Source organism: Pseudoalteromonas sp. 120-MNA-CIBAN-0494, assembly GCF_040308885.1.
In the GTDB taxonomy this organism is placed as follows: Bacteria; Pseudomonadota; Gammaproteobacteria; order Enterobacterales; family Alteromonadaceae; genus Pseudoalteromonas; species Pseudoalteromonas nigrifaciens.
On sequence record NZ_JBEOOE010000029.1, the window covers coordinates 17260 to 43073 of the forward strand.

At 39.5% G+C, this 25814-nt stretch carries 21 protein-coding genes; 4 read left to right on the top strand and 17 right to left on the bottom strand.

Going from position 1 to position 25814, the window contains the following annotated elements; all coding sequences use genetic code 11:
• Positions 1 to 89: 89 nt before the first annotated feature.
• Complete coding sequence (locus AAEY55_RS14625) at positions 90 to 338, bottom strand: hypothetical protein (protein WP_197182986.1); 249 nt, start codon at positions 336 to 338, stop codon at positions 90 to 92.
• Positions 339 to 503: 165 nt separating this feature from the next.
• Between AAEY55_RS14625 and AAEY55_RS14630 the strand changes: the two genes are divergently transcribed.
• Positions 504 to 902: a YkgJ family cysteine cluster protein gene (locus tag AAEY55_RS14630; protein ID WP_197182987.1), complete on the top strand. Its 399-nt coding sequence runs from the start codon at positions 504 to 506 to the stop codon at positions 900 to 902.
• 78 nt (positions 903 to 980) lie between these two features.
• Here AAEY55_RS14630 and AAEY55_RS14635 read toward each other — a convergent pair whose 3' ends face one another.
• Positions 981 to 2612: a cyanophycinase gene (locus AAEY55_RS14635; RefSeq protein WP_197182988.1), complete on the bottom strand. Its 1632-nt coding sequence runs from the start codon at positions 2610 to 2612 to the stop codon at positions 981 to 983.
• Positions 2613 to 2857: 245 nt separating this feature from the next.
• Here AAEY55_RS14635 and AAEY55_RS14640 point away from each other — a divergent pair, with 245 nt between their 5' ends.
• Positions 2858 to 3445, top strand: a complete 588-nt coding sequence (locus AAEY55_RS14640) for a hypothetical protein (protein WP_197182989.1) — start codon at positions 2858 to 2860, stop codon at positions 3443 to 3445.
• Positions 3446 to 3494: 49 nt separating this feature from the next.
• On the opposite strand, the gene AAEY55_RS14645 is transcribed toward AAEY55_RS14640, so the two are convergent.
• Positions 3495 to 5690 (bottom strand): UvrD-helicase domain-containing protein, encoded by a 2196-nt coding sequence (locus AAEY55_RS14645; protein ID WP_350551920.1) that lies wholly within the window; start codon positions 5688 to 5690, stop codon positions 3495 to 3497.
• Between the two features lie 250 nt (positions 5691 to 5940).
• Here AAEY55_RS14645 and AAEY55_RS14650 point away from each other — a divergent pair, with 250 nt between their 5' ends.
• The gene (locus AAEY55_RS14650; RefSeq protein WP_089368508.1) at positions 5941 to 6855 is read left to right on the top strand and encodes a M14 family metallocarboxypeptidase; all 915 of its coding nucleotides are present in this window, start codon (positions 5941 to 5943) and stop codon (positions 6853 to 6855) included.
• Positions 6856 to 6933: 78 nt separating this feature from the next.
• Here the strand turns inward: AAEY55_RS14650 and ccoG are convergent, their stop codons facing one another.
• The 9 genes from ccoG to AAEY55_RS14695 form a co-directional block, all read right to left on the bottom strand.
• The gene (ccoG, locus tag AAEY55_RS14655) at positions 6934 to 8316 is read right to left on the bottom strand and encodes a cytochrome c oxidase accessory protein CcoG (protein ID WP_167376935.1); all 1383 of its coding nucleotides are present in this window, start codon (positions 8314 to 8316) and stop codon (positions 6934 to 6936) included.
• Positions 8317 to 8462: 146 nt separating this feature from the next.
• Positions 8463 to 9881 carry a sigma-54-dependent Fis family transcriptional regulator gene (locus AAEY55_RS14660; protein ID WP_011328565.1) on the bottom strand — a complete coding sequence of 473 codons (1419 nt, stop codon included), beginning with the start codon at positions 9879 to 9881 and terminating at the stop codon, positions 8463 to 8465.
• Between the two features lie 192 nt (positions 9882 to 10073).
• Positions 10074 to 10628: a DUF1439 domain-containing protein gene (locus AAEY55_RS14665; RefSeq protein WP_011328566.1), complete on the bottom strand. Its 555-nt coding sequence runs from the start codon at positions 10626 to 10628 to the stop codon at positions 10074 to 10076.
• A 93-nt stretch (positions 10629 to 10721) separates the two neighbouring features.
• On the bottom strand, positions 10722 to 13403 hold the full coding sequence (locus AAEY55_RS14670) for a DUF349 domain-containing protein (protein ID WP_350551925.1): 2682 nt from the start codon (positions 13401 to 13403) through the stop codon (positions 10722 to 10724).
• Entirely contained in the window at positions 13393 to 13674 is a 282-nt protein-coding gene (locus tag AAEY55_RS14675) for a YeaC family protein (RefSeq protein ID WP_011328568.1), read from the bottom strand. The genes AAEY55_RS14670 and AAEY55_RS14675 overlap by 11 nt, the downstream gene beginning before the upstream one ends.
• Before the next feature lies 1 nt (position 13675).
• The gene (locus AAEY55_RS14680; RefSeq protein WP_011328569.1) at positions 13676 to 14002 is read right to left on the bottom strand and encodes a hypothetical protein; all 327 of its coding nucleotides are present in this window, start codon (positions 14000 to 14002) and stop codon (positions 13676 to 13678) included.
• A gap of 58 nt (positions 14003 to 14060) precedes the next feature.
• A complete protein-coding gene (locus AAEY55_RS14685) occupies positions 14061 to 15728 on the bottom strand; it encodes a sodium:alanine symporter family protein (protein WP_011328570.1) in 1668 nt (555 codons plus the stop codon).
• 148 nt (positions 15729 to 15876) lie between these two features.
• Positions 15877 to 17004 carry a M14-type cytosolic carboxypeptidase gene (locus AAEY55_RS14690; RefSeq protein WP_011328571.1) on the bottom strand — a complete coding sequence of 376 codons (1128 nt, stop codon included), beginning with the start codon at positions 17002 to 17004 and terminating at the stop codon, positions 15877 to 15879.
• A 174-nt stretch (positions 17005 to 17178) separates the two neighbouring features.
• Positions 17179 to 18621 carry a glyceraldehyde-3-phosphate dehydrogenase gene (locus AAEY55_RS14695; protein WP_182679087.1) on the bottom strand — a complete coding sequence of 481 codons (1443 nt, stop codon included), beginning with the start codon at positions 18619 to 18621 and terminating at the stop codon, positions 17179 to 17181.
• A 200-nt stretch (positions 18622 to 18821) separates the two neighbouring features.
• On the opposite strand from AAEY55_RS14695, the gene AAEY55_RS14700 reads away from it, so the two are divergent.
• Positions 18822 to 19622, top strand: coding sequence for a DUF2989 domain-containing protein (locus tag AAEY55_RS14700; RefSeq protein WP_089368513.1), 801 nt, complete (start codon positions 18822 to 18824; stop codon positions 19620 to 19622).
• A gap of 66 nt (positions 19623 to 19688) precedes the next feature.
• On the opposite strand, the gene ihfA is transcribed toward AAEY55_RS14700, so the two are convergent.
• The 5 genes from ihfA to AAEY55_RS14725 all read right to left on the bottom strand — a co-directional run bounded on the left by ihfA (position 19689) and on the right by AAEY55_RS14725 (position 25224).
• Positions 19689 to 19988: an integration host factor subunit alpha gene (gene ihfA, locus AAEY55_RS14705; protein ID WP_011328574.1), complete on the bottom strand. Its 300-nt coding sequence runs from the start codon at positions 19986 to 19988 to the stop codon at positions 19689 to 19691.
• Positions 19989 to 19990: 2 nt separating this feature from the next.
• Positions 19991 to 22378 (bottom strand): phenylalanine--tRNA ligase subunit beta, encoded by a 2388-nt coding sequence (pheT, locus tag AAEY55_RS14710; RefSeq protein ID WP_350551929.1) that lies wholly within the window; start codon positions 22376 to 22378, stop codon positions 19991 to 19993.
• Between the two features lie 15 nt (positions 22379 to 22393).
• The gene (gene pheS / locus AAEY55_RS14715; protein ID WP_011328576.1) at positions 22394 to 23374 is read right to left on the bottom strand and encodes a phenylalanine--tRNA ligase subunit alpha; all 981 of its coding nucleotides are present in this window, start codon (positions 23372 to 23374) and stop codon (positions 22394 to 22396) included.
• An 84-nt stretch (positions 23375 to 23458) separates the two neighbouring features.
• Positions 23459 to 24169 (bottom strand): DnaA regulatory inactivator Hda, encoded by a 711-nt coding sequence (hda, locus tag AAEY55_RS14720; RefSeq protein WP_172459224.1) that lies wholly within the window; start codon positions 24167 to 24169, stop codon positions 23459 to 23461.
• Positions 24169 to 25224, bottom strand: a complete 1056-nt coding sequence (locus AAEY55_RS14725) for a DUF2066 domain-containing protein (protein WP_011328578.1) — start codon at positions 25222 to 25224, stop codon at positions 24169 to 24171. Before AAEY55_RS14725 ends, hda begins: the two co-directional genes overlap by 1 nt.
• Positions 25225 to 25814 lie beyond the last annotated feature (590 nt).

Consider the following 25814-nt stretch of genomic DNA (forward strand, 5'->3'; position numbering starts at 1 on the left):
AAACCTTAAATAAGCTTATAGGCTAAAAACAAAATAAACGCCGCTTTAATTTAACAGTTTAAATTAAAGCGGCGTTTTAACTATTATAGTTAATGCTTGCGCCCTACACCATTACGAACCATGTCTTGCCCTGTTTGGAATACGTTTTCTGTAATCATGCGTGCTAAAAGTAGCTTTTGATTATCGTCAAACACAGCAACAAAACGGCTGCCATCCTTGTTATTAGTAGCCATACCAACACCGGCAACACCTTTAAGTCCAAAACCACCGCTTTCTACATTAAGTAAAAAACTTTCAAGGTCGGCTAGATTATCAATTACACTTTGCTCTTCGCTCATTTTTATAACTCTTTTAATCATGCTCCGCGTACTGCAAAGCTTAGTAATACAATATGCTCGCTATTTTATATACTCTTGGTAAAAACTTAAACCTTTTAGCCAACAACACCGCATATCAATATAAGTGCTACACTGTGGCCTGGTTATTATGCTAACTGGCAAACTATGAAAGACTGTAATCAATGCGGTAAATGTTGTATTAAATACGGCGATGGCGACTTGAGTGCTACCCAAGAAGAAATTGATTTATGGGAAATATTTAACCCTGAAATCTTTGAATTTGTTAAAAATAATGAGATATGGTTCGATCCTAAATCGGGCGTTAGGCTAAGCAGATGCCCTTTTTTAGAGGTTGAGCCTAAAACAAACCCTCAAGCGAAAAATAAATATACTTGCAGTATTTACTTAGACCGCCCCGAAGACTGCCGTCATTATCCGAGCCTAATAGCTGAAATGATCAGAGATGAATGCGAAATGATTGAAATAACTGATCTGTCGCAGCCAATAAAAGCACAAATAAAACTAGATTTTATCATGCGTGATAGCCGCCCCGCTGGCTACTAAGTATTAAAACGGCCAATATAGTTTTATAAACAATATTTTGGCCGTTTTAATTAAACACGCTCTAGTAAACTTTCAGAACTAAAATGTACTCACTGCAAGTTCTAAATGACTGATAGCACAGCCATATTGATCCTTATTAATACGATGATACGCAGTGTTAGCTTGTACACTTAAGCTCAATATAAACTGATCTTGTTGGGCAACTGTACTTTGCTCTTGGCTTAAACACATAGCTTGAATAAGTGAGCGTAATTTTGCATTCGTTAATATAGAGCCAAATCGTTGTAGCGGTAATGCTGGTATTTTAATATTTGCTAAAGCTTTTTCAATGCTGCGCTGGCTTAGGGTAAAGTCTTCATTTTTAATATCAATAACGCTGCCTGCAGGCCAGTATGAGTAGTTATAATGCTGATTGCCTTTTGCTTTTAAATATACCACACCACTTTTACCTATTACGGTAATTAAGTTACCTGCGGATGACTTTATAACGACTAATGCCGTGGCTTCATCAATACCAAAACCAAACTTTTGTTGCGTTTTATCAAGTACTGTTGCCAACCTTAATGTACGGTTTTGTTCACTAAAGTGAGTATCGATCATGCCATAATTAAATGTTGCAAGGCCACCAGCAAGATTAAACATAGAACTATCGTTAATATCTGCCTGTAAAGCCAAAAGGCTCGACCCTTTAGTAATTGTAGCTATGTTACCACTTGTGTTTTTGCCACCGCTTTGAATAGCCGCCCCCGCGCCGCTACCTATAACAACAGGGCGTGTTTGCAATGCTTTAGTCCACGGGTAAGCTTGGTTGTTTTCATCAAACAGTACGCTGCGCGTTAAGTCTTGCTCGCCATTATTAAAAATCACTCCTGTACTGTTGTTTATTAGCTTTACCAAGCTATTAACGCCATTACTGCAAAGGGTATTTTCTGCTTGGATGCGATCGGGATAAATAGCCTCACGGTTATACAAGCGCATTTCTGATTGCCTATATTGTGGTAATTTTTCACAGGTGTTTGTAGTAATTGCTTTAACTAATGCAGGGGTCAATGCTAACCATTGGCTGTTTACACTTGCCGTGCTCAATAAACCTTGAGTAAAATCGGCAGCAGCATAAGGGTCACGGCTTGCTGCTGTAATTGCCAACATACTTGGTTGTTCGTTAGCTACCTTTAAACTACCCGTTATAAATTGTAGTATATTGTTTATAGTCGGTTCATTATTCAAATTAGGGTTAACTTGCTCTGCTAATCGCTGCCCTTGAGAACTAAACTGAGGCACTTCAAGCATATCCATAACAAAATGATACTCTTGCTCCGACAGGCTATTAAGCTGGGTATTATCAATATCGCGCCAGTGCCATAACAGTGCAGGCTTAGTTATTGATGCTGATGACTTAGCCTGTATCGCAAATAAAACTTTAGCTGTGCTACTTTTAACTTCTTGATTAGTACTTGGCCACCGCTGAGTGATTTTTTTAACTTTTTCAGCCGTAACGCTAAATAAATGCTCTGCTTTACCCGCTATTTGGGTGTTTTTATCGCACTGCTGCGTGTTTAAACTACTGCAGCTACTTAGCTCGCTACCAACTAAAATTAACGTTTGGCTTTGCTCTGCGGCCGTTAAACTAGCACAAAACGTAATGCTTAATAACACAGCTAAAAAGCGGGCCAATTGCTGTTGTCTGTAATGTGTAAATGCATGCGTCATGATATAACCCAAATAAGAAGTGGCTTGTAATTACATCATGTTAATTTTTAATAACTTGGGCTGCAACTTTATATCTGAATCTAGATATGGTGTTAAGCCAATAACGCGCGTATCGCTTTGTTTAGCTAAAGATACTAACTACCTAAAGCGGTTAAATAGTACCTAAACAAAATTAAACACGCTGTTTATTGAGCCGGTGTTTTGTTTAACTTATGCTTATATTTTAGGCAACCCGAGTATGGAATATGGATTTTTCTGCTGAAGAAATAGACTTTTTATCTGACTTATTTAAATCCGATCAAAAACCTGCATTACCTCATGAGCCTATGTTAACCATGCAAAGCAGTGTGCCTGTTAGTGTTGCGCAGTTACTTAGCAATGCCAATTTAACTCTGCTGGCTGAGGTTGCCCATTATCAACTGTGGTTTCCGCTACACTTAAAAATTAATAGTTCCGGCACAATTACACCCACTTTAAGCGCTCCTGAAGTTATTGATACTAAAGGTACTCAACGCAGTTGGCGCTGGAGCCATTTAAATATTAAAAGCCAAGGCTTTTGCATTGAATCAATTTCAAGCACAGGTGTATTTTTAAAGCCCACAGGTAAACACAAAAACTTATCAAAAGTTCAACACGTAGAATTTACCCTACCAAATAAAGAATCTGTATCTATGGATATTGAGCCTGTAAGGCAAAGCAAGCATGGCCTTGCAGCTAAAATAAAACACATTCATACTGGTAAAGAACAATTAAGAGCTTATTTATTTGCCGAACACCAACGTCAATACGCTAATTTATATCAGTATGAACCATTAATTAACTCACCAAGTTAGCGCTTAACAACAGCCTCTGGTTACAGTCACTGCATACTATTGCTTTTTGTTATTTGCTAAACAAAGTAGATGCAATATGAATTGGATAGTTGTCATTTATTAATTCTTTAATAAATAACGACGGCTGTTTAGCATCGGCAATTAAGTAAGCCTTATGTTTTGCTCGGGTAAGCCCCACATATAATAAACGCCGCTCTTCTGAATAAGCAAAGGTGTCTTGGCTAGGTAGTAAAGCCTCCAGCAGCGGATTATTTTGCTGACTACTCGGAAAGCCAAACTTCCCCTGCTCTAACCCTATAATAATACAGTAATCTGCTTCTAACCCTTTGGCGCTATGCAGGGTTAAAAATGCTACGTTTGCACTTTTTTGTTGTGAGGCTAAATGCTGTTGCACTTTGTTGAGCGTATAACGATAACGGCTCAATACAGCAATACTCGCGTTTGCATGGTGTTTTTGAATAGTATTGATAGCTTGCTGGGTTTTTAGCTCTAACGACTTTTTACCTTGGTACACGTCATCTAATAAAATAACTTGAGGCTCAGCCACTTGTGTATGAGTAATAATGAGCTTTTTATACTGCTCAGGGTTTTGCATAACAAAACACCCCGCTACGTCACTTATACTATTGTTATACCTAAATGTTTTTTGCAACAACGTTAACGAATGACTACCCACTAACTCATTAAAACGTGTGGTAAGTGCTAAGTTACCACCAGAAAACCGATAAATTGACTGCCAGTCGTCACCTACAGCGGTAAAACGCACCTTATGACCATGCTTAATTAAACTGTTTAATAAAGCCATACGTGCAGCAGAAATATCCTGAAATTCATCCACTAAAATATGCTGCCATGGCACATTCACTTGCTGCTTATTTACAGCCTGAGTAGCTTGTAAAATCATATCGTCAAAATCAATACAGTTTTGCGCAATGAGTTGCGTTTTATAAGCGCGATGCATAGCAATTAATAACTGCGCGGCCGCACTGTGATGATTAGTGCTTTTTTGATTGCTATTAACTTGACTCGTATTTAATTGATTGGTACTTAGTTGAACAGTATTTAATTGATTATTTTGGCGCTTAAGCCGCTGAGTAATTTCGCTATCGGTTAACTGTTCAGCCCTTATAGCTGCTAAGCATTTTAAATATTTATCAACCTCATGCTTAAGCTGCCCTGAGTCTTTTAATATTGCCAGTACTTGCGTAGCATTAAACTTACTTTTATGAGTATCGCAGGATACTAAAGGCTTATCGAGCATAGCAATAAAGGCGCTTAATAATACCGGTTGGCCTTGTACTTGCTCACTTAGCCATGATGTTAGCCAGCTCGACAGCGCGCCAAAATCACTTACAAAAGGCGATATGTTGCAACCTTTACCTGCCTGCTGTAGCAGCTGCAACCCTAACGCATGAAAAGTTAAAACCTCTGGTGACTTGCTTGATAATTTAGCCTGCTGGGCGCGTTTAATAAAGCGTGTTTTAAGCTCTTGCGCCGCTGTTTTATTATAAGCAAGTACCAGTATTTGCTCTGGCATTGCTTGTTTTGTGGCAATTAGATCAAGTGCTTTGGCTACCATAACTGAGGTTTTACCGGTACCTGCAGCAGCCAATACTAAATTTTTATCGTTATTGCGTATTACAGCAAGACGCTGCTCATTAGTTAATGGGTTTGACTCCACGTTATTATAAAAATCAGCTCGTTGAGCAAGTTGCTTGCGCTCATATTTATTACGCAGTTGTGCAATAGCATCATTCTTATTTTTTGCACTGGCCAATACCGATAAAAACTGGCTACTATTTGAAGGTAAATACCCTTGCCACACATTGCGGTTTTGCTGATAGCGCTTGCTCAGTGAAAACACCTCAGCGCTTAAAATTGTGGTATTACTGTCGCGTAAATACTCATCTAACGCAGTGCGCTTTAATAAAGCTTTAGCATTATTTATTTTGTGTTCAAGCGCTTGCGAAAAATATTGGTTAATTGCAATGTTTAGTGCTTTTGCCTGTGCTTTGTTTAAAAAGCTAATAGTAGTATGAGCACTATTTTCACCTAGAGTTAAATTAATTTTGGCGCTAAATATCCGGTTTTGCAACTGCGAAAAATCGTTAAAATCCTTGATTAAAAACGATTGCTTAGTCGCGTTTTTAAACTCAATCACTAAGCTTTCCTGCTCAATACTGAGTAATTTAATACGGGTGAAAAAACGGCCTAACCAACTAGGTGTGGCAAAATACTGCGCCATAATACTCAATATCTAAGTAGGTAATAAAACAATTGTAACATACTCTTTTATAATACATTTAATTTAACAACTTACTATAACTGAGCTTAGTAAATAGCTAATTTAAAAAATTAAAACAGCTGTTTATCGTTTTAATTTGCGCCTTATTTTAGTCAGCGTTAAGCTGTGCCTTTATTTACTAATTATATTAACTGCATTTGCTATATAGCCTTGCTATAAGGTTAATTATAATTATTATTAAAGGTTTATTATGACTAACAGCACATATCCTATTGGCACACCTGGCACTAAGTGGAATAACAACGATAAAGCCGATTGGTTAACCCGCCAAAATATTAAACGCAGCTATCAAAATGAAGTAGTAACCCTCATTAACGAGCTCAAAGATGAGCTAAATGTAGAACAATATGGCGAACTAAATTACGTTGCAGGCAAATATCCTTTATTTGTTTTAAAAACCGCTGACTTTAACACTAACAAACCTACCGTTTTAATTACCGGTGGTGTACATGGCTACGAAACTAGCGGTGTACACGGCGCGCTTAGGTTTGCAAAAACGGCAGCGCAAAAATATAGTCAGCATTTTAATATTGTAATCGCACCTTGTATTAGCCCTTGGGGGTACGAAACGATAAACCGCTGGAACCCAGAAGCCATTGATCCTAACCGCTCATTTTATGAAGGTAGCCCAGCGCAAGAGTCGGCGGCGATTATGGCGTATGTAAAATCCCTTGAGTTAGATTTAATTGCTCATATTGATTTGCACGAAACGACCGACAGCGACAACAGCGAGTTTCGCCCGGCACTAGCTGCACGCGAAGGCACAGTAAATACTAATTGGAATATTCCCGATGGTTTTTATTTAGTGGCCGATAGCACTAAACCTGAGGCTGCATTTCAAAAAGCCATTATTGATAGCGTAGCAAAAGTAACCCACATTGCCCCAAGTGATGAAAATAACCAACTTATTGGTGTGCCACAAGAGCAATTTGGGGTGATCAACTACGCTGCTCGCGAATTAGGTTTATGTATGGGCTTTACCAATGCACCTTATGTAACCACCACTGAAGTATACCCAGATAGCCCTACAGCAAGTGACGAAGAATGTATTTTGGCGCAAGTAGCCGTAATTACGAGCGCATTAGATTACATAATTAATCTGTGATCTGGGTTTAAATATATACAATTAATAATCCTATTAAAATGCCCAAGTAGGTAAACTAGCTTGGGCATTTTTATACTTTTAATTTTTATAAAAGTAACTATCTTTCGTTATGCTAATGCTCGGATCTTCTTCTGCAAAAATAATAAATTTAACTTTACTTACCTTGTTTGAAATATCAAAGCCATCTGCAGTCACCGTTACGGGTATACGCCTCATCATTCCAGGTTGAATTAGTGTTGTATCTGGGCTAGTTAATTTAGCCTCTGCTAAGCCTGATATAGCAATAGTGTAGTGCAATGTTTGTTGGGTTTTATTTATAATCGTTAACGTATAAGGGTTTTCTACTAAACCCTCATAATTTACTCTGTACAAGGCGCCTCTATCGCGCAGTACCGAGGCTTCAATTGGTGTTCTTTGTGCCACCCAAGCAAACATAGCTACAATTAGCATCACGGTCAAAACACCATATCCAACCAATTTAAGCCTAAAAGGGTTGGTTTTTTTACCCGCCATTTGCTCTCCACTAGCGTATTTTATTAACCCTTTTTCATAACCAAATTTATTCATAGTATCGTCGCAAGCATCAATACATAAGCCACAGTTTATACATTCATATTGCAAACCATTTCGAATATCTATTCCTGCTGGGCATACCTCTACACATAAATTACAATCTACGCAGTCACCTAAGTTAAGTGCTTTTGGGTCGGCCTTACGTTTACGTGGGCCACGGTTTTCACCGCGCGCGCTATCGTAAGTAACCACGAGTGTATCTTTATCAAACATAACAGATTGAAAACGCGAATACGGACACGCCACAGTACACATTTTTTCACGTAAAAACCCTGCGTTACCATATGTACACAAAGCAAATAAAAACACCCAAAAGCTGGTAATACCCGACCACTCAAAAGTAAGCATTTCTAAGTACAATGTTTTTGCGGGTATAAAATAAGTTAAAAATGAAGTGGCAGTTAATAGTGATAGCACCAACCAAGCACTGTGTTTAGTAAGCTTTTTACGCCATTTGGTAAAACCCCATGCAGATTTATCAAGCTGTATACGCTGATTACGTGTGCCTTCAACGCGTTGCTCAACCCACGAAAACATCAACATCCAAATAGTTTGAGGGCAAGTATAACCACACCAAACGCGGCCTAACCAGTTGGTTACAAAAAATAGCGCAAAGGCCCCCACCATAAACAACATGGCTACAATAATAAAATCTTGCGGGAATAAAGTTAAAGTGAAAATAGTAAACTTTTGCGTTGCTACATCTAATAGCACCGCTTGTTGGCCGTTATATTGGATCCACGGTATTGCAATAAACGTAAGCATTAATAACCAGCCTAAGTTACGGCGTATACGCTGAAAAAAGCCTTTTTGCTCACGTATATAAATTGGCCCTTCGCTTTTGTAGGGCTTGATGATCATATCTTCTTCTTTAATATCAAACTTCATAGTACTTACTTAATCATAACGGATGTTAGTTAAGTATTTGCAACTTTCAGACCAAGCTGAAAGTAAAGGCATTGCATTGATATTTAAGTGATTTACTTATTATTAAAAACCTCAAACTCGCGAAATAAAGCGATCCTCGCGATATATCACGAAATCTTGCTAATCCCTAACTTGTGCATTTTAGAGCGTAAGGTACTCTCTGGCATACCAAGTTTTGCAGCGGCACCTTTACTCCCCGATATTTGCCAAGCCGACAGCTTAAGCACAGTAATAATATGCTGTTTTTGCATTTCATTGAGCGTTAATGCTGGGTTTATAGTACTTTGTGATATTGCTTGTAATGGCTGACTTAATTGTAAAACGGCTTGCTTAGACAAAATGGCCTCGCGCTCTAGTACATTTTGTAACTCTCTAATATTGCCTGGCCAGTCATAAGCTTGTAGTTGAGAAATTGCCTTATTACTTAATCCCTTAAGCTGCTTAGTTAAACGTTTATTTAACTGCACTATTAAATTACTACATAAATAAGGAATATCTTCCTTGCGCTCTCTCAGCGCTGGCACTTTTATAGGAAATACATTTAAGCGATAGTATAAATCGATTCTAAAACTGCCTTTTTGCACCATTTCCCATAGATCGCGGTTAGTTGCTGCAATAACGCGAATATCTACCTTTAATGTATTGCTTGCCCCAACACGTTCAAATTCTTGCTCTTGCAACACTCTAAGCAACTTACTTTGCGCTTCAAGCGGCAGCTCTGCTATTTCATCTAAAAATAAGGTACCTTTGTCGGCTAGTTCAAAACGCCCTTTACGGCGCTCATTAGCACCAGTAAACGCGCCTTTCTCATGGCCAAACAGCTCTGACTCTAATAAGCTTGGCGTAAATGCTGCGCAGTTCACTTTTATAAAGGGCTGTTTATTACGCTTACTTAATCTGTATAGGTTTCGGGCAACCAGCTCTTTACCTGTACCATTTTCGCCTAAAATAAGCACTGTGGTATCGGTTTCGCTCACTAACTTAATTTGCTCTAACATGGTTTGAAACACGTGGCTTTTACCTACTAAGCCAGAGTCTTGCCAATCTTCGTTTAATTCTGCTATTAAATAATTATTTTCATCTTGTAACTGTTCACTCAAATGTTTTACTTGTGCAAGTGCATCTTGTAATGCATTTTGTGTTTGTTGCTGCTGAGAAATATCGCGAAATACCGCTACCGCACCTATCAATTCATTATTTCGATAAACTGGTGTCGATGTGTACTCAACAGGGAAAGAGCTGCCATCTTTGCGCCAAAAAACTTCGTTTTTCACTTCACGGCGTTTACCGTCAAACATGGTGCAATATATTTGGCATTCGTCGGCTGGATAAGGCGTGCCATCGGCATGAGTATGATGATGGTATTGATGAATTTTTTTACCTAATAGTGTCTCTGCACTCCAGCCCGTCATGCGCTCGGCCGCAGGGTTAACAAACACGGCATTACCCGACAGATCAAAGCCATAAATTCCTTCGCCCACTGCGTTGAGTAATAAACTAGGATCGTTTAAAAATTGTTTTATCATAAAATAGCCCTCGCGAAATATCGCGATCATTATGACAATTTAATTCAAAAAGTGCACTGCAAAAATTATTATTAGTAATTAATAGCGCTGGAGGAAGGGAGTGACAATAGAATTACGAAAATACAAAAATTTATGACAGAAAACAAAGCCTAGTTACCTTATTATGCTAACTAGACTATATTTACAACTAACTTAAAGGCGTGGAACCAATTTTATAGCGCCTGCAACCACTTTCATATCAAGTGGTAGTTTACTTAGCAAGGCCATTTTAGGATCGTTCATATTTAGCTCATACACTGGGTTTACAGCTAAAAAGCGGTTAATAATATCCATAGCTTGTTCGTCTAGCGCACCTAAATTACCTTTAAAACCACCAGCATCAACACTCGAATCTAGTAATTTTATATTACGTAAAAACACCGCTTTTTTCTCGCTGTCGTAAAATGGGCTACCTTCTATTTGCAGCTTTAAGCGTACTGGGTATTTTAATGCAAAAGCACTAATGTTAGCGCTTGAATCGGCGCCTAGCACTACAACATCACGATTTTCTGGACCAATATTTACACTCACATCGTTTACATCAAACTCTACTGGTAATCCCATTAAACTTACCTGTTCGCTTAATTTAGGAAGCTGTTTTGTTAATAACGACTCCACGTCGGCGTTAGTAAATGAATAAACAGACATTCCTTGTGTAGCGTTACATGCAGTTAAAAATAATGCGGCAATAATAAATAATATTTTCATAAAAAACTCTCTAAATTATTATAAGTGATGGGTATAAAAAAGCCGCTTACGAGCGGCTTTTAAAAGAGTAATACTCTATTAGGTGTAACTACACTAAGCTGTAAAAACAGCCTTTAGCCGTGCTAGTGTGTCAGCATCAACTGAACCTTCACTGAGCGCTAACAACTGCTTTAAATAATAGCTTATATCTGCATGTTCGCCACGATGCTTATCATCTAACATGGCAACTTGCTCTGCCATTCTTTGCATTGCATCATTACTACTTACATTAGCTAAAATTTCCATTCTAGTAAGTAACTGTGCGCTACTAAGTGATGTTTTAAGTGCAGCTTGGTACTGGCTCGGTATCGCTTCATTATTTTCAAGAGCGTTAAATAAGGCCACTAAATTAGCTTGTTCGGCTTTGCTCGTTAGCCCTGCAAGCTTCTCTTCTATGGCGCTAAGTAACGACGTTACTTTTGGCGATAGTGACTTAAACTGGGTATACCCTTTAACTTTAGTTTCTAAGTCGTGTAATTGCGCTTTTTCGTTAATTTGACCCAGCGCCAATTCAAGTTCGTTAAGCTCAGCGACTACTTGCTTGTCGTTTTCGCTTTGATCTAACTTTTGCTGTTCAAACTCGCTACTGCGTTTAGTAAAAGTTTCGTCGTTAAATTGACGAAATTTTTGCCATAAGGCATTTTCAGCTTTTAAGCCGGCAAAGCCAATTGCTTGCCACTGCTGCTGTAATTGTTTTAGCTCTTGGCATGCTGCTGCTAGGTCATCACTTTGTGATAATTGCTGCGCTTGCTCTACTAATGCATTTTTAAGTACCGCATTGCCTTTATGAAACGCATTTAACGCCGCTAGCACACGCTGCTGCTCGTTTTTATAACGATCGTTTAATACACGGTACGTTTTAGGGTCAACTTTACCCACACTACGCCATGCTTTGTTTAAACGATTGTATTGGCTTTCAAACTGCTTCCAATCAAAACCCTGCTCGTCAGTTGCGAGTAAGTGCAGTGCATGCATGTCAGCAATAATACTTTCGCGCTGCGCTTTTGACGCTTCACGTTGTACTTCTTGCTCTGCAAAATAGTTACGGCAAGGTGCAAACAATAATTCGATTTTTTGATCAAATTGCTCACCTTGTTGCTTTTCTTCGTCTGTATCTAAGCGGCCAAGCTCATTCCAACGTTTACGCAACACTTTAACTTGATCAGCCCGTTGCTGGGGATCTACGCACTCCTCTAAAGCGAGCGTGCTAACTTCTTCAAGTAATGCTTCGCGCTTTGGTGCTGCAGCATATTTTTGCCAATCTTTGGCGTCAGCTAGCTGCGCTTCTAAATCGGTTTTTAAGCTTACAAGTGGTTGCTGATACTGCTCAGTTAAGGTATTAAATAACTCTTCAAAGCCTTTAAACACACCAAATGCAACGTTAAAACGACCTTCTTCTATTAGGCGCTTTACATCACGGGCTTTGCGTTTAGCTTGGCTTTGATTTTTTTCAAGCGGTTTTATCAACTCGTTCATTGGCACTAAAAATTGCTTTTTATGCGCATTAAGTTGTGTTTTAAACGTACCTTGCAATGCACTATCTAATATATTTAGATGATTACGCGCTGCTTTAAAACCACTATTAAATGCAGCTAGGGTTTCGTCGTATTGGGCTAAATCGGCTGCTGGTTTTATTTCACACAGTGCAGCAAATGCCAGCTTATAATCTTTAATAGCAGACGTTAGCTCAGGTAATTTAGCTACTTGAGTAAATGACTTTTCTAAATTATTAATAACCTGCTTTGATTGCGGGTTATTGGCTAACTCTGTTTCATTTATTGCTTGTTGAGCCTGCGCTACTTTTGCATCAAGCCAATCTTGCTGAATTTGCTCTGGCGTTTCTAGGCCAAGTTGTAATGCATTTTCAATTTCTTCACTTAAAGCTTCAAGCGTTGCTAATGCCAACAGTTGACGCTGTTGTAGTGCAAGTAATTGCTGCTCTTTTTCGTGCTCACTGCGAAGCTGTGCAATATGGGCATTTAGCTTTTCGGTAATTGTGCTGTACTTTTCGTTTAGCAGTTTTACTTGCTCAGTGCTAAGCCATTTAAGCTCTAAGGCTTGCCATTGCGCCATTAACTCACCGGCTTTTGGGTTGACTAATGCAAAATCATTCTTATCGCGCAGCGCATTTAGCTTAGCTAAAATAACACGGGTTTCCCCCTCAACTTGCGCTGGCATTTCAATTGCTAAACGCTCGTTTTCTAAATGCGTGTTAAGCGCTGTTTTAGCACTGTTTTGTGCATGCTTTAATAATGGTTTAGTTAACTGGTGGGTAATAACCAGCTCAACTAGTTGCGCTTGTAACTCTTCGCTGCCCTCTTTAAAGGCTTTTTCTATTAGTTTAGGGTTTCCTAGGCGCTTTAGTAACTTAACCCGCACTTGCAGCTCTTTTTCTGCAAAGGCAAGTTTTTCAAGGGTTTTTACTGGTGCAAAACGCTCTATATATTCACTTTTAATTTGCGGCGACAGTGTACTTTCGCTACTTAAAACAGCGGTAGATATTTGTTGTTCAGCAATATCTTTTAATGCTTGATCTTGTTTATAGGCTTTCCACCACAGTGGCAAGTCGTTTACTTTTTGCAGTGCCTTACGACGAATTTCTGCTGAGCTATCTTCCAGCGCTAAAGTGCTTAAAATTATTGCGTCGCGTTGTACATCTAATTTTTCGATTGCGTCTAGACGTACTTGCAGCTTTGGGTGTTTCCATTTTGGCGTAAAAAGGTGTTTAAAGATCATGTTCACTAAACCTAGCTATTTCGTTATCTGAGTTAAATTCTTTTTGCAGTTGTGCTTTTGTTTTTTGCACCATTTCGCCATTTGCACCAATAGTAAATTGCTCATTCGATTGAGCAACTTTTGCTTGATACAACATAACTAACTGCACTGTTTGCTGTTTTTGTTCATCTGATAAAGGAGTGCCATCTGGCCATTTGCCAGTTGCTGCTCCGTATTGCAAACGTTCAAATAATTCTGGGGTAATATTTTGTACAAGATTGTCGATATTCATGTCATTTTTTCTTTTTTAGAGTCACTAAAATAATACGATTAATAAGGTACCAAATACACCCCACGCCAATAGCGATGGTGTAAGCATACCACTGAGGTGTTTTTTCTTGCGGTTGTAAGAAGTACAAACAGAAAAAACCGCCTAAAAATAGGATAAGTGCTAAAAATGAGTGAGTTATAAACATTTGCTGTTTTTTAATTCGCTGCTCACGTTGAAGCTGTTGAACTTGCTCATTATTTAAGTCGGCAACGTTACTTTCGCAATGCGGACATTGCGCGTGTTTATCTGATATTGATTTGGCACATTTAGGGCAACGGATAATCGCCATACATCTCTCCATACTACGCATAAAAAAAGCGCCTTGCGGCGCCTTTATTGTACTTGTTTTATTTCTCGTTGTCTTTTTTGAATTTGACCCAGTAGTCATCTACCGATTCTTTCATCTCTTTACGCAATAACATAATGCCAATTAAGTTAGGTAGTGTCATTACAACAATAGCCACTGCCGCTAACTTCCATACCAAGGTAGTATCGGCGAACGATGCCCAAAAGAATGCAGCCACATAAAATACGCGATACGGCATTACTGAGCGATGCCCTAATAAGTAAATCATTGCGCGATCTCCATAGTACGACCAAGCAATGGCAGTAGAGAACGCAAACAGCAATAAGCCTATTGATACAATGTACTGGCCACTATCGCCAAAGTAACCACGTTTAAAAGCCTTGGTAGTTAGCTCTGCTGAATGTACCAATGATTTGCCCACTAAACTAATGCTGTCATCTGTTGGCATGCCATCTATTACTTCTACAACACCTGTGTATTTGTGCTTTTCAGTAATACCAAAGCGTACATCCTCTGCAATTGAGCGTGAATGTAGTACCGTAAAACCTGTACTCAATGCCTCACCATTAACCACTTCAATATTGCCGGTAAACGTCTCTATATTACTTTTTTGACCATTAAGGTATTTATAGAGGTCTTCGCGCTGTGTTTGGTTTTCTTCTGTGTAATCGCCTTTAATAATACTCATAGCCGAGCGCTCAAAATGAGTTTGAAATTTTTCATTCCACACCCCCGAGGATAAAATAACCAACCCCGTAAGCGTACAAATAATAATGGTATCGATAAACGGTTCTAGGATAGATACTATACCCTCTGATACTGGCTCATCAGCTTTTGCCGAAGCATGCGCTATAGGCGCAGAACCTTGACCCGCTTCGTTAGAGAATAAACCACGGTTTACACCCCGGTTAAACGCATAAGCAAATGACGCCCCCAAGAAGCCACCTGCGGCAGCAGAGCCAGAAAATGCGTCCATAAATACAGCAGAAAATGAAGGACCGATGTTTTCAGCGTTATAAAAAATAACAGCCAGAGCACCAATAATATAAATAGCCGCCATTAACGGTACTACGCGTGATGTAATTGCTGCAATACGCTTAATGCCGCCTAATATAACCAAGGCAAGTAAAATAGATAACACTGCACCTGTGGCCATAGGCGCAAAACCAAAGGTGGCTTCCATACCTTGTGCAATATTATTAATTTGTGGCAGGCTGCCTGTACCAAACGAGCTAATTACAGTGGCTACGGCAAATAAAATGGCCAGCCATTTCATGTTAAGGCGTTTATCCATGTAATACATTGGGCCGCCAGACATAGTGCCATCTTCAGTTTTTTCACGGTATTTATGCGACAAGGTAACTTCTACAAACTTGGTAGTCATACCAAAAAATGCGGTCATCCACATCCAAAACAACGCCGCAGGCCCACCAATTGATATAGCCAGTGCTACGCCACCAATATTACCTGTGCCTACTGTGCCCGATAGTGCTGTAGCAAGTGCTTGAAAGTGAGTGGTATCCCCTTCTGTATCTTTTTTATCAAACTTACCCGAAACAACTTGGCAAGCATGTTTAAAATACCGTATTTGGGGAAATTTTAAATAAATAGTAAAAAATAAACCAACCCCTAATAACACATAAGGAAACCATACTGCTCCTCCTAACATGCCATCTAGGCTATCTAAAAGTTGTCCGAATGCATCCACGCTAAATTCCTCTTATTATTTTATTTTGAAATTGCTGACTAAACATTCGTTAAGCCACAGTTTATTGTGCCGTTGTGCACTTGTTATTTTTGTAAGTGTTGTAACAAAAAAGGGCAACATTTTAATGTTGCCCTTACCTTATACTAATTTATCTTAATTTATCAACGACATTTACGATAGCCGCCAAAGTATCTTGGCCAAATTGATATGAACGACGATCTGACCAACCGTAATCTGGGTCGGGTAAGTCGTTATTATCTTTAAATGGCATTTCGACTGTATAGGTAAGCGCCTTAAATTCTTCTGCTGTTGCAGATGAACCTACTGTAAGGTTAGCTTGGCCTGGCTCGTCTTTAGGGTAGCCATGTTCGTCTTGAAACTCAGGAGTAATGGTTAACAAAGCAGCTTTAAAGCTATCTTCTAGATCTTTTAAGCGCGCATCATAACTTGGAATGCCTTCACTGCCGGCTACAAAGTTATACGGGATTGCTTCATCACCATGAATATCAAGGTGCATATCTAGGCCTGTTTCACGCATTTTATTAAGCACTAAATAAACTTCTGGGCTATTTTCCATGCTCGGCGTTTGCCATTCACGGTTTAAGTTAACGCCTTTAGCGTTAGTACGTAAGTGCCCACGAGCACTACCATCTGGGTTCATGTTTGGCACAATATAAAATACTGCTTTTGATAGTAATGCAGCAGCATGCGGGTCTTCGTCATCAAGTAGTTTGTGAAGTATTCCCTCTACAAACCACTGCGCCATTGTTTCACCCGGATGCTGGCGAGCTGTGATCCAAATGTTTTTCTTATCTGCACTTGGCTCACCAATTTTAAGTACGCTCATGTCGCGGCCATCAAGGGTTTCGCCCAATGTTTCTAATTGGCAAATTTGCTGGCTTTGCGCCCACGTAAGTAAATCTAAATGACGCTCATAGCTATATGGTGCAAAATAAGCAAAATAAACACTGCCGCACTCTGGCTCTATTTCAAAGCTTAATGTGCCATTTTCGTAGCTTGAAGGTACACGAAACCACGTTTGACGGTCATACGATGCAACCGCCTGATAATCTACCCAGCCATCTGGATAAGCTGAATTTTCGAGCTTGTTTATATTTAGCTTATGTAATTGGTAAGGGGTTGTTTCTAGGCGAAAATGAAACCACTGATAAAATTCAGACTGGAAATCGTTATTAATCTCTAACTGGATATTTAATGGATCGGTGGCTTCAATAACCTTAATATTACCACTATCGAAATTGCTACTGATTTTCATGACAAAAAACCTATAAGTTGACTAAGTGTCTCTGGACTGCATAAATAGCCAGGATGTAAGTACGCTGCGATTAGCCGTATCTAATGTATAAAGCGTACCATAAGCGCTGCGCTTTAAAAATATTGATAATCAAAAAAGCCAGCAAATGCTGGCTTTTGTATAACGACTAATAAATTAGTGAGGTAAGCTTGGGAATGCCACTTCGGCCATATCGCGCATACAACGTACCACTTGGCAGCTGTAACCAAATTCATTATCGTACCAAACGTAAAGTACAATACGGTTGTCATCAACAATAGTTGCTTGCGAGTCAACCACACCAGCGTAACGACTACCTACTAAATCGGTAGATACGATTTCAGTAGAAGCGGTGTAATCAATTTGGTCGCGCAGGTCTGAGTGAAGTGCGGTATCGCGTAAAAATGCATTTAGCTCTTCTACCGAGGTGCTCTTTTCTAAGTTTAGGTTCAAAATAGCCAGCGACACGTTAGGTGTAGGTACGCGAATTGCGTTACCCGTTAGTTTGCCCTCAAGCTCTGGTAGTGCTTTTGAAACCGCTTTTGCAGCGCCTGTTTCAGTAATTACCATGTTAAGTGCAGCAGCACGGCCACGGCGGTCTGCTTTGTGGTAGTTATCAATTAAGTTTTGGTCATTAGTATACGAGTGAACCGTTTCTACGTGACCATTTTTAATGCCAAACTTATCGTTTAATGCTTTAAGTGTTGGTGTAATGGCATTAGTTGTACAGCTTGCTGCACATACAATTTTGTCTTCAGGTAAAATATCTTTGTTATTTACACCATATACGATGTTTTTGATATTACCTTTAGCAGGAGCCGTTAATAGTACTTTAGCAGCGCCTTTACATTCTAAATGCTGACCAAGGCCTGCTTCATCTTTCCAAATACCTGTGTTATCAACAATAAGTGCATTGTCGATGCCGTAGGCTGTGTAATCTATTTCGCTAGGAGAGTTAGCGTAAATAACCTGGATGTAGCTACCATTAGCTTTAATTGCATTACGTTCTTTATCAACAGTGATAGATCCATTAAATGGACCATGAATTGAATCACGACGTAATAAACTGGCACGTTTTTCAAGGTCGCCATCTTTACCACCACGTACAACAATTGCGCGTAGGCGTAAGTCAGCATAAGGACCTGATTTTTCAATTAGTAGGCGTGCAAGTAAACGGCCAATTCGACCAAAGCCATAAAGCACCACATCGCGTGATTCTTTAGCTGGTAAATCAGCAATTTCAGAGAGCTCATCTTTTACAAACTCTTCAACAGAACGACCGTTTGCAGCATCATTATACAAATAGCTATAAGCAAGCTTACCAATATCGATACGTGCAGAATTTAAATCCATTTTGCTAATCGCTTCTAAAAATGGGAAGCTTTCACGTAAACGTAATTTTGTACCTTCAAACTGCGCAACTGATTTGTGAGATTTGATAATTTCAATTGGGCTTGCATTTACAAGTGGGCGGCCATAAACAGCAATTTCGATACCACGACTACGATAAAGCTTACCAATGATTGGTTGCATGCTTTCTGCGTAACCTTGGCGTTCTTGCCAACTATTTGTGTATTCTAACTCGTGAGATGAGGTCATTTTATTTACCTAAGTTAAACATTTTTGAACGGATAGCCCTAGAGCATTTAACCATCAAAAGTTGAAATGATTTCGACCCTGATAAGTCAACGCACTCTAGTGACTTCCCTATTCTAATTTAATCTTGCTTTATTCTCTACTGTTAGAGGCTAAATGATTGCGTTAGAATAACATTATATTAATATATTTAAGGGTTGAGGATGGTTATAAGACTAATAGTAGTGCTTGGAGTACTCACCTTAGCCGGATGTGAAAAGCCACTAAGCTTGGCCCAAGTATGTAAAGAAACGCCCGGTTTTTGCAACGATCTAAATAAAGATAATCATTGTCGGGAGCAGCGTTCTAACACTATTTTGCAGCGTTATATTGAATATAAGCACCCAACTGATGAAAATAAATATCAGCTACTTAAAGAGTTTGAATCATATAATCAGTGTATTACGCTTGCAGCTAAAATTGAGCATATAAAATTAAAAGAAAAAAAGACCTCTCGTGTAGAAGGTAAATTAACCAGTATTAAAGAAATGACGCGATTATATCAAGATACTAAAAGTACTAATCACCCAGGCTTACTTTACTATCATTGGTCGCGTAATAACGATCAGCGAGCACTGACTAAATTTTTAGCTTTGGAGCATGATGAAAGGGTGACAACAAGTGCTGAAATGCAACTTTTTTTGGCATCGTATTATATTAAATTTGATGATGATAAAACGATTGATTTGCTCTACAAAACATTAGAACTTAATAAAGCACAGCAAATACCTGATCCCGAGGTGTTTACCTCTTTGGTCAGTTTGTTTTATAAACAACAAAATTATAAACATGCCTATGTTTTTTCTAAAGTTGCGCAGATGTCGGGGATAGAAAACGTTGATATATTTGCTGTAGAGCAGCAATTGGCAAGCAGCAGAAAAAATCTTGATAGTTTAGATTCTTTAGCGCAACAAACTTTTCAGCAAATTCGCGCTGGTAAGTTTGTATCACCTAGGGAGTTTTAAGTAACCTAGGCGTAGTTAAATAAAACATTAATAATAAAAAAGGCAGCTTACGCTGCCTTTTTTATATTACTTTGCTTTACTTGTGCCCACTTCTACTCGGGTTTTAAGTTTTTGCCCAGGTCTAAAGGTCACCACGCGACGCGCCGAAATAGGAATATCTTCCCCTGTTTTCGGATTACGTCCCGGTCTTTCTTTTTTATCACGAAGATCAAAATTACCAAATCCAGAGAGCTTAATCTGCTCGCCTTTTTCAAGCGCTGAGCGGATTTCTTCAAAAAACGCTTCAACTAAATCTTTGGCATCTTTTTTATTGATCCCGAGTTTTTCAAATAGGTGTTCAGCTATGTCGGCTTTAGTAAGCGCCATATCTAGTCCCTCAACGATGCATTAAACTGTTCGGCCAGTGTGGCCACCACGTTATCAACTACTAGATTGATATCTTTCTCTTCGAGTGTTCTATCAACCGATTGCAGTGTTAGAGCAATCGCCAAACTCTTATAATTTGGCTCAATACCTTTGCCCTTATACACATCGAATAAGTTTAGGTCAACTAATTGATTTCCGCCAACTTTTTCTATCGCTGTTAAAATATCGCCAATATTTACGCTCTCTTGCACTAAAATCGCGATGTCGCGGCGATTTGAAGGGAATTTAGACATCCCTGCAACTTGCGGTAAATTTCTTTTTTCGATTGCCGACATTTCAATTTCAAACACGAAAGTAGCATTATTGATATCTAACGACTTTTGCGCTTGAGGGTGTAATGCACCAAAAAAACCGACCTTTTTACCAGCAACATAAATTACCGCTGATTGACCAGGATGCAAACCGTCTGACTGCTCTGCTTTAATTTCAAAGCGGCTCATATCATTGGTAATTGCCAGTAGTGCTTCCACGTCACCTTTCACATCGTAAAAATCGACGTTGCGTTTTTCTTCAACCCAATGTTCGCCATGCGCAAGACCGGTAATTACACCGCCAATTACTGGCACTTGGTTAACACCATTTTCGGCATTTTCGTCACTTAAAAATTTAAGGCCGTGTTCAAATAGACGAATACGCGGTTGCTGACGATTTTGGTTATACGCTAGCGACGCCAATAAGCCAGGCATTAAGCTTACTCGCATTGCAGACATTTCAATTGAAATTGGGTGCGGTAATACTAGCGGCTGACTTTCTGGGTGCAAAATAGCTTGCGCTTTAGGGTCGACAAAACTGTACGTAATAGCCTCTTGATAACCACGGGCTACTAGCGTATTACGAAACTTGCTTAGTGCGATAGTCGCTTCGTTATGGGTAGTCATTTTAAGCTTAGCAGTCGGTGCAACATTAGGAATACTGTTGTAACCGTAAACACGCGCCACTTCTTCAATTAAATCTTCTTCAATACGCACATCAAAACGGTAACTAGGTACATCTGCACTCCAGCTGTCGTTTTCAACTTTTACGTTAAAACCTAAGCGAGTTAAAATATCAGTAACTTTCTCATCTTCAATATGATGGCCAATAACACGGTCTAAACGGCTACGACGTAAACGAACCTCAGTCACTTTAGGTAGTTTATCTGCGGCAACGGCTTCAACCACTGGGCCTGCTTCACCGCCTACTATTTCAAGTAGTAACGCTGTTGCACGCTCTATTGCATCATGTTGTAGCGCAAAATCAACACCACGCTCATAACGATGCGATGCATCTGTGTGTAAACCGTAGCTACGTGCTTGCCCAGCTATTGCTACAGGGTTAAAAAATGCGCTTTCAAGTAATATATCAGACGTTTTATTTGTAACACCCGATTGCTCGCCACCAAAAATACCCGCAATGGCTAGTGCTTTATTATGATCGGCTATCACTAATGTAGATTCGTTTAATTTAACGCTATTACCGTCAAGTAAAACTAGCTCTTCACCGGCGTTTGCACTACGTACTTTAATTCCACCTTCAATCGCATTTAAATCAAATGCATGCATTGGATGGCCAAGTTCAAGTAATACATAATTAGTAACATCAACTACTGGGTCGATTGAACGCACACCGCTGCGACGTAGTTTTTCAACTATCCATAACGGCGTTGCTGTATCAAGGTTAATGCCTTTGATCACACGCCCAAGGTAGCGAGGACATGCATCTTCATTAACTAATTCAATCGATACTTTATCGTCAATTGTTGCTGTAACCGCTGGAATTTGTAATACGTTTACGTCAATGCTGTTAAGTACGCCCACTTCGCGCGCTAAGCCTTTTATACCTAAACAATCACCACGGTTTGGTGTTAAATCAACATCAATAATATTATCATCAAGGCCTAGGTATTCACGTAAATCTGTACCTACTGGCGCATCGCTTGGCAATTCCATAATGCCATCGCCTTCTTCGCTAATACCTAGTTCAACAAAGGCACACAACATGCCATTTGAAGGTTGGCCACGTAACTTGGCTTTTTTAATTTTAAAATCACCAGGAAGCACTGCGCCAACAGTTGCAACCGCAACTTTAATGCCTAAACGACAGTTCGGTGCGCCACATACGATATCAAGTAGTTCATCACCACCGACATTAATTTTGGTAACGCGTAGCTTATCTGCATCAGGATGTTGTCCACATTCAACAACTTCACCTACCAATACACCATTAAATTTTGCTGCTGCAGGTGTTACGCCATCAACTTCTAGGCCAGCCATAGAAAGCTGTTCCGACAGAGCTTGCGTATCAATGGCTGGATTAACCCACTCTCTTAACCACTTTTCACTAAATTTCATATTATTGTTTCACTCTTAACGGAACTGGTTTAGGAATTTTAAGTCATTTTCAAAAAATGCACGTAAATCGTTTACGCCATAACGCAACATAGTTAAGCGCTCTACACCCATGCCAAAAGCAAAGCCGGTGTATTTTTCAGGATCAATGCCCACAGACTTAAGAACGTTAGGATGTACCATGCCGCAGCCTAATACTTCTAGCCACTTGCCGTCTTTACCCATTACGTCTACTTCTGCTGAAGGTTCTGTAAAAGGGAAAAATGAAGGACGGAAACGAATTTCCATGTCTTCTTCAAAAAAGTTACGCAGGAAGTCGTGTAAAATACCTTTAAGTTCAGTAAAGCTCACATCTGTGTCGACCATTAAGCCTTCAACCTGATGAAACATAGGCGTGTGCGTTTGGTCATAATCGTTACGATATACACGTCCAGGAGAAATAATACGCAGCGGCGGTTGCTCAACTTCCATTGTACGTATTTGTACGCCACTCGTTTGCGTACGCAATACCAGCTTAGGGTTGAAGTAAAAAGTGTCGTGATCAGCACGGGCTGGATGATGCTCAGGAATATTTAACGCATCAAAGTTATGAAAGTCATCTTCAACTTCAGGACCCGATTTAACTGCAAAGCCTAACTCACCAAAAAAGCTTTCTATGCGCTCAATGGTACGTGTAACCGGATGTAGGCCACCAGTAGGCATAACACGCCCAGGTAATGTTACATCGATAGTTTCAGCGGCTAGCTTTTCTTCTAGCGCTTTACTGGCTAACAGCTCACGTTTATCGTTTATAGCAGCTTGCACATCTTGTTTAGCTTGATTAATAACTTGGCCCGCTTCTTTACGCTCTTCAGGGGCAATTTTGCCTAACGTTTTAAGTAAGCTGGTGATCTCGCCTTTTTTGCCAAGGTAATTAACCCGCATTTCTTCTAACTGCGCGATTTCACTGGCACTGGCTACCGCCTCAAGTGCTTGCGCTAATATATTTTCTAAGTTCATTGGATACCTGATCTTTCACAGAAGGTGATTGCTGTTAAGTAATAACTTATGATAACTGAAAGCAGTGCCTAGATTCTAGACCTACTAGAGCTTTAACGTTGATTTTATAAAAGGAATTGTTAATTTTCGTTGTGCGGCCATAGATGCATGATCTAATTTGTCTAATACGTCGAGTAATGTACGCATATCACGACTTAAGCGCGTTAATAAAAATCGGGCGCATTCGTCACTTAGCTCTAAGCCACGCATTTTTGTGCGTTTAACTAAAGCTTGTGCTTTATCGTCATCGCTCATTGAGCGAATTTGCAGTGTAGTTCCCCATTTTAGCCGCGATTCTAAGTCTGGTAAGCTAATATTTAGCATGTCGGGGAGTAAGTCAGCGGTCACCACTAACATTTTTTTAGGCTCGTTAAAGCGATTAAAAAAATTAAATAAGGCCTTTTCCCACGCATCATCACCCGCTACCAAATGCACATCATCTATGCATAAAACATCAAGGGCTTCTAAGCCTTCTAATACCATAGGGCCAAAATCAATAACTTCTCGCATAGATAACAGCATATTTGATAAGCCGCGCTCTTGCGCTTGAATACACGTAGCGTACAAAAGGTGAGATTTCCCTGAATCGCCCAAACCACATAAATAAGTGTATTGAAAAGATTGCGACAATTTTGAAAAACTGTCTTTTAAATGACTTACTTCTAAAGAGTCCTCACCACCAAAGTACGAGGTAAAGGTTTCGTCATCGGGCAAAGTAACCGGCAATGCCATTTGCATTGGCTCATGAGTTAGCATTACTCACCAATCCATTGATACTCTAAACTGTTTTTATCAACAATATGATAAAAAGCACTTGGATCAACATAATCTCTAAACGCAGCATCAAGCCCTAATGCTTTTTTTAAATCAACCACACTACCCGTATGATTAAGTTTGAACTCAACTAAATCTGGGGTTTTTCGTATAATAGTAGCCTGAGTTACCACACTTAAATTTGATAACCGGCGTTTAGCCAACTCAATATCAACAAAGCTTTGCGTACCTTTTAGAGTTAAAGTTGCCGCTGCTTGCTCGTAATAAGCATTTGGATCAATTGCATATTCATTAGCTAGCCCTTTCGCTAACGTATCTATCATTTGCGCAACAACTTGTTGTTTATCACCCGTTAATCTATTTAATTCAAAAAGATCATCGTTAGTAAATCGCCAATCTAAAACCCAGTTTTCACTATCTGGTTGCTTATACATTCTGGCTGTAATACTGCGCTCAGCACTATAACGCTTAGAGGCCTCTTCTACTGGCTCTGAAAAGTTACCCCATACTTCAGGAATACCTACTAGACGTCTGTCTTGTAAATCAAGTAAAGGCACCACAACCGGTAAACCACGTCGCCCTGCTTTATCGTATATTAACTGTTCTAGTTGTGGGTAGCTTTCTTGAGTAACTAGCTCTCTGCGCCAGTTATCTTCAATTCCTAACCATATTGCAATTAATGGTCGTTGCACACCCCATAAGGGTAAACCGAGCTCTTTAATTAATGCATTAATTTTTCGCGCTTCAAATTTAACAACAAGTTTTAAGTTACCGGTTGTACTCTCGTCGTACTCAAACTTGAGCATGTAGTCTGAAATATCTTGAGTTTTTTGTTGCGCTAAGCTGTTTTGATCAGCACTTTCATCACCGCTGACTTTCACTAGAACATTCAGCAATGCTTTACGACTTGCTGCTAAACGCGTGTCTCGAGTTTTATCATCAACTTTTAAAATATCTTGATAAAGATCAGTTACTTCAACCGCTGATGCAGTAAAGCAAAATATAATTGATAAGGCACTTAATAATAATCTATACACAGGCTATTTGTTCTTAGTTTTAAACTGATTTGATCCTAAATCAAAGCAACCCACAAAGCAAAATTATATTTTATTTGTAGGAAAAAGTGCTAGGTGCTAGCAGAGATTGCTGATGGGGTTATTTTTGTCTAACAATTTAATGTTTTTATACTAATCGCATAAAGTTAATGAGTAATTTAATATTAAATAACGAGCTCAATAACAAAGCGATAATTAGAATCGGAGTCTTTAATTAGGCCTGGTAGTGTCTTAATGCCCACAGCAGTGGAGAGTCACAGTGCAAATACACCACACTCATTGACTAGTGATGATGTTTTTATGATTTGAATGTCGGTGCGCTACTTCGTAGCGACAACGCAGTAGAATGTCGTAGTGCCCACAGCGGTAGAAAGTCACAGTGTAAATACCCCACATTCATTGGCTAGTGGTGATGTTTTTATGATTTTTTATGATTTGAGTGTCGGGTGTCGCTACGCTCGCCCAACCTACGCGGGAGACTTGTGTACATTATTCGTGAGCGTCTAGCGAACTACACCTATGTTTTAAAATTCCAGGGTAACAAGCTGTCGATATCGGGCTCAGGCTGGCAC